General features: G+C 63.8%; 4 protein-coding genes. 3 read left to right on the top strand and 1 reads right to left on the bottom strand.

Features of this window, described 5'->3' with window-relative positions; genetic code table 11:
* A partial coding sequence (locus BN871_RS26380; protein WP_198158105.1) for a C40 family peptidase occupies window positions 1–1,603 on the top strand: 1,603 nt, incomplete at its 5' end.
* Window positions 1,604–1,810: 207 nt separating this feature from the next.
* On the top strand, window positions 1,811–3,169 hold the full coding sequence (locus tag BN871_RS25120; protein WP_048749807.1) for a hypothetical protein: 1,359 nt from the start codon (window positions 1,811–1,813) through the stop codon (window positions 3,167–3,169).
* Between the two features lie 13 nt (window positions 3,170–3,182).
* Here the strand turns inward: BN871_RS25120 and BN871_RS25115 are convergent, their stop codons facing one another.
* Complete coding sequence (locus tag BN871_RS25115; protein WP_048749805.1) at window positions 3,183–3,725, bottom strand: hypothetical protein; 543 nt, start codon at window positions 3,723–3,725, stop codon at window positions 3,183–3,185.
* A gap of 187 nt (window positions 3,726–3,912) precedes the next feature.
* On the opposite strand from BN871_RS25115, the gene BN871_RS25110 reads away from it, so the two are divergent.
* On the top strand, window positions 3,913–4,901 hold a 989-nt coding region (locus tag BN871_RS25110), incomplete at its 3' end, for an aldo/keto reductase (RefSeq protein WP_157060392.1).

Here is a 4,901-nt window from a genome sequence, read left to right as displayed (position 1 = left end):
TGTAGGACAGCTCCTTGAGAGCCTCGCCGTAGAAGTCGTCCTTGTTGAGGCCGTCCTTGSCRAGGRAGTCGTCCACCCGCAGGCGGCATCGGCAGCAGGAAGCGCTGACCGCCAGCAAGCTGCGGGAGCTATCGCCGATTACGCCCTGGATCAGCTCGGCTCTCCCTATGCCTACGGCGGCGCGTCGCCAACGGGCTTCGACGCCTCAGGCTTCCTCTACTACGTCTACCGCTACTCGCCCGCGGCCTTGACCTTGCCGCGCACGATCGCGGAGCAGTTCAAGCAGGGAGCCGACGTAGGCGGACAAAGCCTGCTTCTGCCGGGCGACGCCGTCTTTTTCCGCAGCGGCTCCGCGATTACTTTCGCCGGCATCTATACCGGCAACCGCGAGTTCGCCGCCGCCACGGTGGATGGAGTCAAGCTGTCGAGCCTCACTTCGGCATACTGGCAGGAGCGCTACGCCGGCGCCCGCCGCATGACCGGGACGGGCACGGGCAGCGCTTCCTCCGGCTCATCCGGCAGCGGCAGCGGCTCCGAGAGCGGCCTGACCGCTCCGGACAGCCCTTCCGGCACGCTGGCCGGCACGGCCTATTTCAGCGGCATATCGAAGTATTTGGCGGCGGCGAAGCCTGTGCTGCCGCCATCCGCCTACAACCGCCTCGAGGAGAAAGCCGAGCTTGGCCTGCAGCAGTATGAGCACGGCTTGTACGCCGACATGCTGGAGAGCCACCAGGAAGTGGCCGATCTGATCGAAGCGCTGCCCGCCGCCGCCCGGACCGCGATCGGGATCAAAGGCAGCGAGATCTACGGCTCTACCCTTCCGGCCGGCCTTTACGACATCAGCGCCGCGGGGGGGCTGAACCTGCATCCGGAGAGCGGATATAAAGTCACCTTGATGCAGCAGGCCGCCGCCGAGCAGCTGTGGACGAAGGTAAAAGCCATGTATCCGAAAGCCTATCTGTCCCTCATCAGGCAGTTCCGGCTGGAAATCAAGCGGGGAGCCGTCTCCCGGACGGAAACGATCGGCAAAGCCCAGGTCCGGCTCGTTCTCGATCCTTCCGACCTGACGCCGGGAGCCAAGGAGCGCACCCGCTGGGCGCTCGCCCATGAGCTCGGACGCCTGGTCACCCAGCAAGGTCCCGGCGGCTCCGAGCTGGACCATCTGGGTTCGCCGTCCGCGGCTGCGGACGGAGCGGGCGGAATCATCGGCTCGGCATATGGAGGTCCCGCTCCGGGAAGCGGCCAATGGGCTTATTTCCGCAAGGACTCGCTGATGACCCGGTACTACAGCAAATTCTGGACGCCGGAAGTCGTGCGGGATGCGCGGGCCGGCAAGCCCATGACCGCCATCTACACGAAGCTGTTCTTCCGCGAGGCCAGCGCCTATCAGGCGGGAGAGGACATCGCCGACGCCTGGGCCGCGTTCATTCTGTACGACAAGCCGATCAAGCCCGTCGACCGGCGCGACGAGAAGGTGCTGTTCTTCTATTCCAGTCCCGAGCTCGCCGCCGTCCGCTCCGAAGCCCGCAAAGGCATGGCTTTGGCCAAATCCTATCCCAAAACGACCACCTTCGCCGACCTCATCGGTCCGCGGACCTGGTAGAACCGAGGGCAGTCCGGAATATCCGGGCCGCCTTCTTTTGCGTATCCGCCCGATTTCACGTCCGGATCCGGTGAAATCACCGAATGTCCCATTCCATGACCGGCTTGAAAACATATGTAAATAGAGAAGAAGAAGCGGCTGCTCGGCAGCCGCTCCTTGAAATGACCGGCTGCCAGATCCCATCCAAAGGAGTGACATCAAACGGGTATGAAACTGTCGGATGCCGTCATGAACCTGCTCGCCCGCCACGGAATCCGTCATCTGTTCCATGACCGGTCCGCCGCTTCGCCGGAGAAGACATCCTTGCTCGCCGCTGCGGCCCGCTCCGGCATCGCCGCCGAAGGATTGCCGGATCTCGCCTTGGCCGAGGCTGCGGCCGAAGGCTGTTCGGCTGCAGCCGGCCGGCCTGCGGCCGTCATCGGGACAAGCGGGCCGCAAGGCGGCTGCACTGCGCTGTTATTGCTCTTATACAGCGAGAAGGAAGGATTTCCTGCCCTGCCGTCGGGCAGGCTTGCTGCCGATGGAGCGACGCCTCCGTTCCATTCGGAGGACGCCGCCTCTTTCGACGCTGTTGCGGGCGCTGCAGACCTGTACGCCAAGATCGGCAAAGCCCTCTTTTTAGCTGACCGCGCCCGCTCTCTCCGGGCATCGTTCCGCTTGACCGGAATCACTCTGGAGCAAAACGCCGATTCCCTTCCGCTGCAGCCGTTCAAGGAATCGGAGGCCTACTGGGAGCTGCTCGCCTCGGAGCCCCCGATTCGGGATTCCGACCTCGACGGCTTGATCGAGAGCCTGCGCGTATCTAAACGTCCGCTCCTCGCTGTCGGGGCGGGGGTCCGCCTCTCCGGCGCCGCCGCAGAGCTCCGGGAATTGCTTGAGCTGACCGGAATTCCCGCCGCAGCAAGCCTGGGAGGCCTGGACTCGCTGCCCTCCGGCTCGCCGCTCCATCTCGGCCTCGCGGACGGTTCCCGTCCATCCAAGCCGGATTTGGTGCTGGCGCTCGGATGCACCTCCGCCTTCTGCGGCTGCCTGCGCGGCACGGGAGCCAGGGTTATCCGCGTGAATTACGAGAGCTGCCGGTACGGGAGCCCTGAAGGCTCGCCGGATTTCAACAGCGATCCCCGGCTGTTCCTGACCGCGCTATGCTCGCGGCTGCGGGCGATCGGATTTTCCCGCTCCCCAAAAGCGACCCGCCGCAAGCTCCCGGCTTCCGGGAGTCCTCTTCCGGCTGTTCTGCTTCCGGATGCTTTGCTGATCGCACGCCCGGACCTCCCCGGTCTGAGGAAGCTTTTGAATCGATCGCCTCTTCGTCCCGGCCAGCGGCTCATTTCCATTGCCGGCGGTCCGGAAAGGACGGCTGCAGCCGCATATGGAGCGATGATCGCAAGGCCGGATCGGGCAGCAGCGCTCATGGCGGACAGCCGCAGCCTGTCCGCCATTCCATCCGAGCTGCTGAAGCGGCTCGCTCCCGCCGGTTCGGAGCCTATGCCGAGTCCATTGCCTGGCAGCCGCATCCTGCTGCTCCCGCTTCGGAAGCCTGCGGCTTCCGGCCCGTCTGTGATATAATTCAGCCGCAAGCTCAGCGGCCTTCAAGTCCCTTCACGACGGATTCCAGATTTTCCTTGGACACTCCGTTCAGCTCCGGGAAGCCTTGACGCTCCAGGCTCACCGTCTTTCCAGCCTGAATCGGGTATACGCCCTTCAGCAAGCCGAGCACCTGATAGCCGTCCTGTCCTTCCAGCTTCTTGAGGAAGATCAGGTAGTCCGGCCCGGATGCCCAGGCTCCTGGATACCGCTCGTTGGCCTCCGTCTGCGAAGGCGGCGGCAACGGCTCGATGCCGGTCGTTATGATTCGGACCGTGCTGCTGGACGGGCATTTGAGCATCCGCTCCACGGTGAACGGCTGGACAAAATTAACCAGCCTCCCCTGAGGAGCCGTGCGGTCGGTCAGAACCATCCGGTCGCTGTCCGAGAAGCGGCCGACGGCGATGCAGTCGGCTTGCTTGGCAAGCTGGGATGCGCTGACGACCGTCGTATCGTCCACGACATCCTTGTCGAGACGGAACGGAGCGGCTGCGGCCCCGGCGACGGCAATAGCAGCCAGCAGCAGCACGGACGCCATTGCCGGCGATATCCGTCTTTTACCGGAGGGTGATCTTCTCTTCCAGGCTTTCATCGTTTGCTGCACCTCGATTCACTCGGATTGCCAATATAGCCGGCCTAGCGCTAGTATGGATTGGAAGCGTTGGAATATTCGCGGCATCGGCCCGGCCCGGGCCGTCCATCACCAGTCAAGGAGGAATATAACCATGGAATACCGCAAGCTGGGCGCCAGCGGGCTACGCGTGTCGGCCATCGGTCTCGGCACGAACGCCTTCGGAAAAAGAGCCGATGAAGAGACCAGCATCTCGATCCTTCACAGCGCCTTCAGCCACGGCATCAATTTTATCGACACCGCCAACATCTACGCCGGCACCGAAAGCGAGCGGATCATCGGCAAAGCCATTCAGGGCCGAAGAGCCGACATCGTTCTGACGACGAAAGCCGGGCTTCCGAGGGGCGAAGGACCGAACAGCCGCGGAGCGTCCCGCAGCCATCTCATGACGGAGCTGGAAGGAAGCCTGCGCAGGCTCGGAACGGACTATGTCGATCTTTACCAGATCCATACGTTCGATCCCGAGACCCCGCTGGAGGAAACGCTCCGCACGCTCGACGACATGGTCCGCTCCGGAAAGGTGCGGTACATCGGCGCCTCCAATTATCAGGCCTGGGAGCTCATGAAAGCGCTCGGAATCAGCGATCGTCTCGGCCTGAGCCGCTATGCCTCGATTCAGACGAGCTACTCGCTTGCCGACCGTACGCCCGAGATCGAGCTGGTGCCTTTATGTCTGGATCAAGGCCTCGGCCTGATTCCCTACTTCCCGCTCGCAGGCGGAATCCTTACCGGCAAATATGCAGCTGGAGCCGACGCCCCGGCAGGCTCCCGGCTGGAGACGGATCCGGCGTTCGGCCGCTTCATGAAGGGCGATTATATCGGCCTCGGCCAAGACGTATCCGAGCTGGCCGAGGAAGCCGGATGCGAGCCCGCGGCCCTGTCGATGCGCTGGCTGCTGGACAAGCCGGCCGTGGCGAGCGTCATCGCCGGCGCCACAAGCGCCAGGCAGCTCGAGGCTGCGGAGGTTCGCCTCCAGCTGCCTCGAGCTTGCTCTGGAGCCGTCCATCAAGGACGAGCCGATGGCGACTTCGCGCGCGCCCTCGACTTCATAGATGCTGTGCGGAACGTCTGCTTCGGTAATGA

Source organism: Paenibacillus sp. P22 (assembly GCF_000469945.2).
GTDB classification, from domain to species: Bacteria; Bacillota; Bacilli; order Paenibacillales; family Paenibacillaceae; genus Paenibacillus_O; species Paenibacillus_O humicus.
This window is presented reverse-complemented; position numbering and strand designations above follow the sequence as displayed.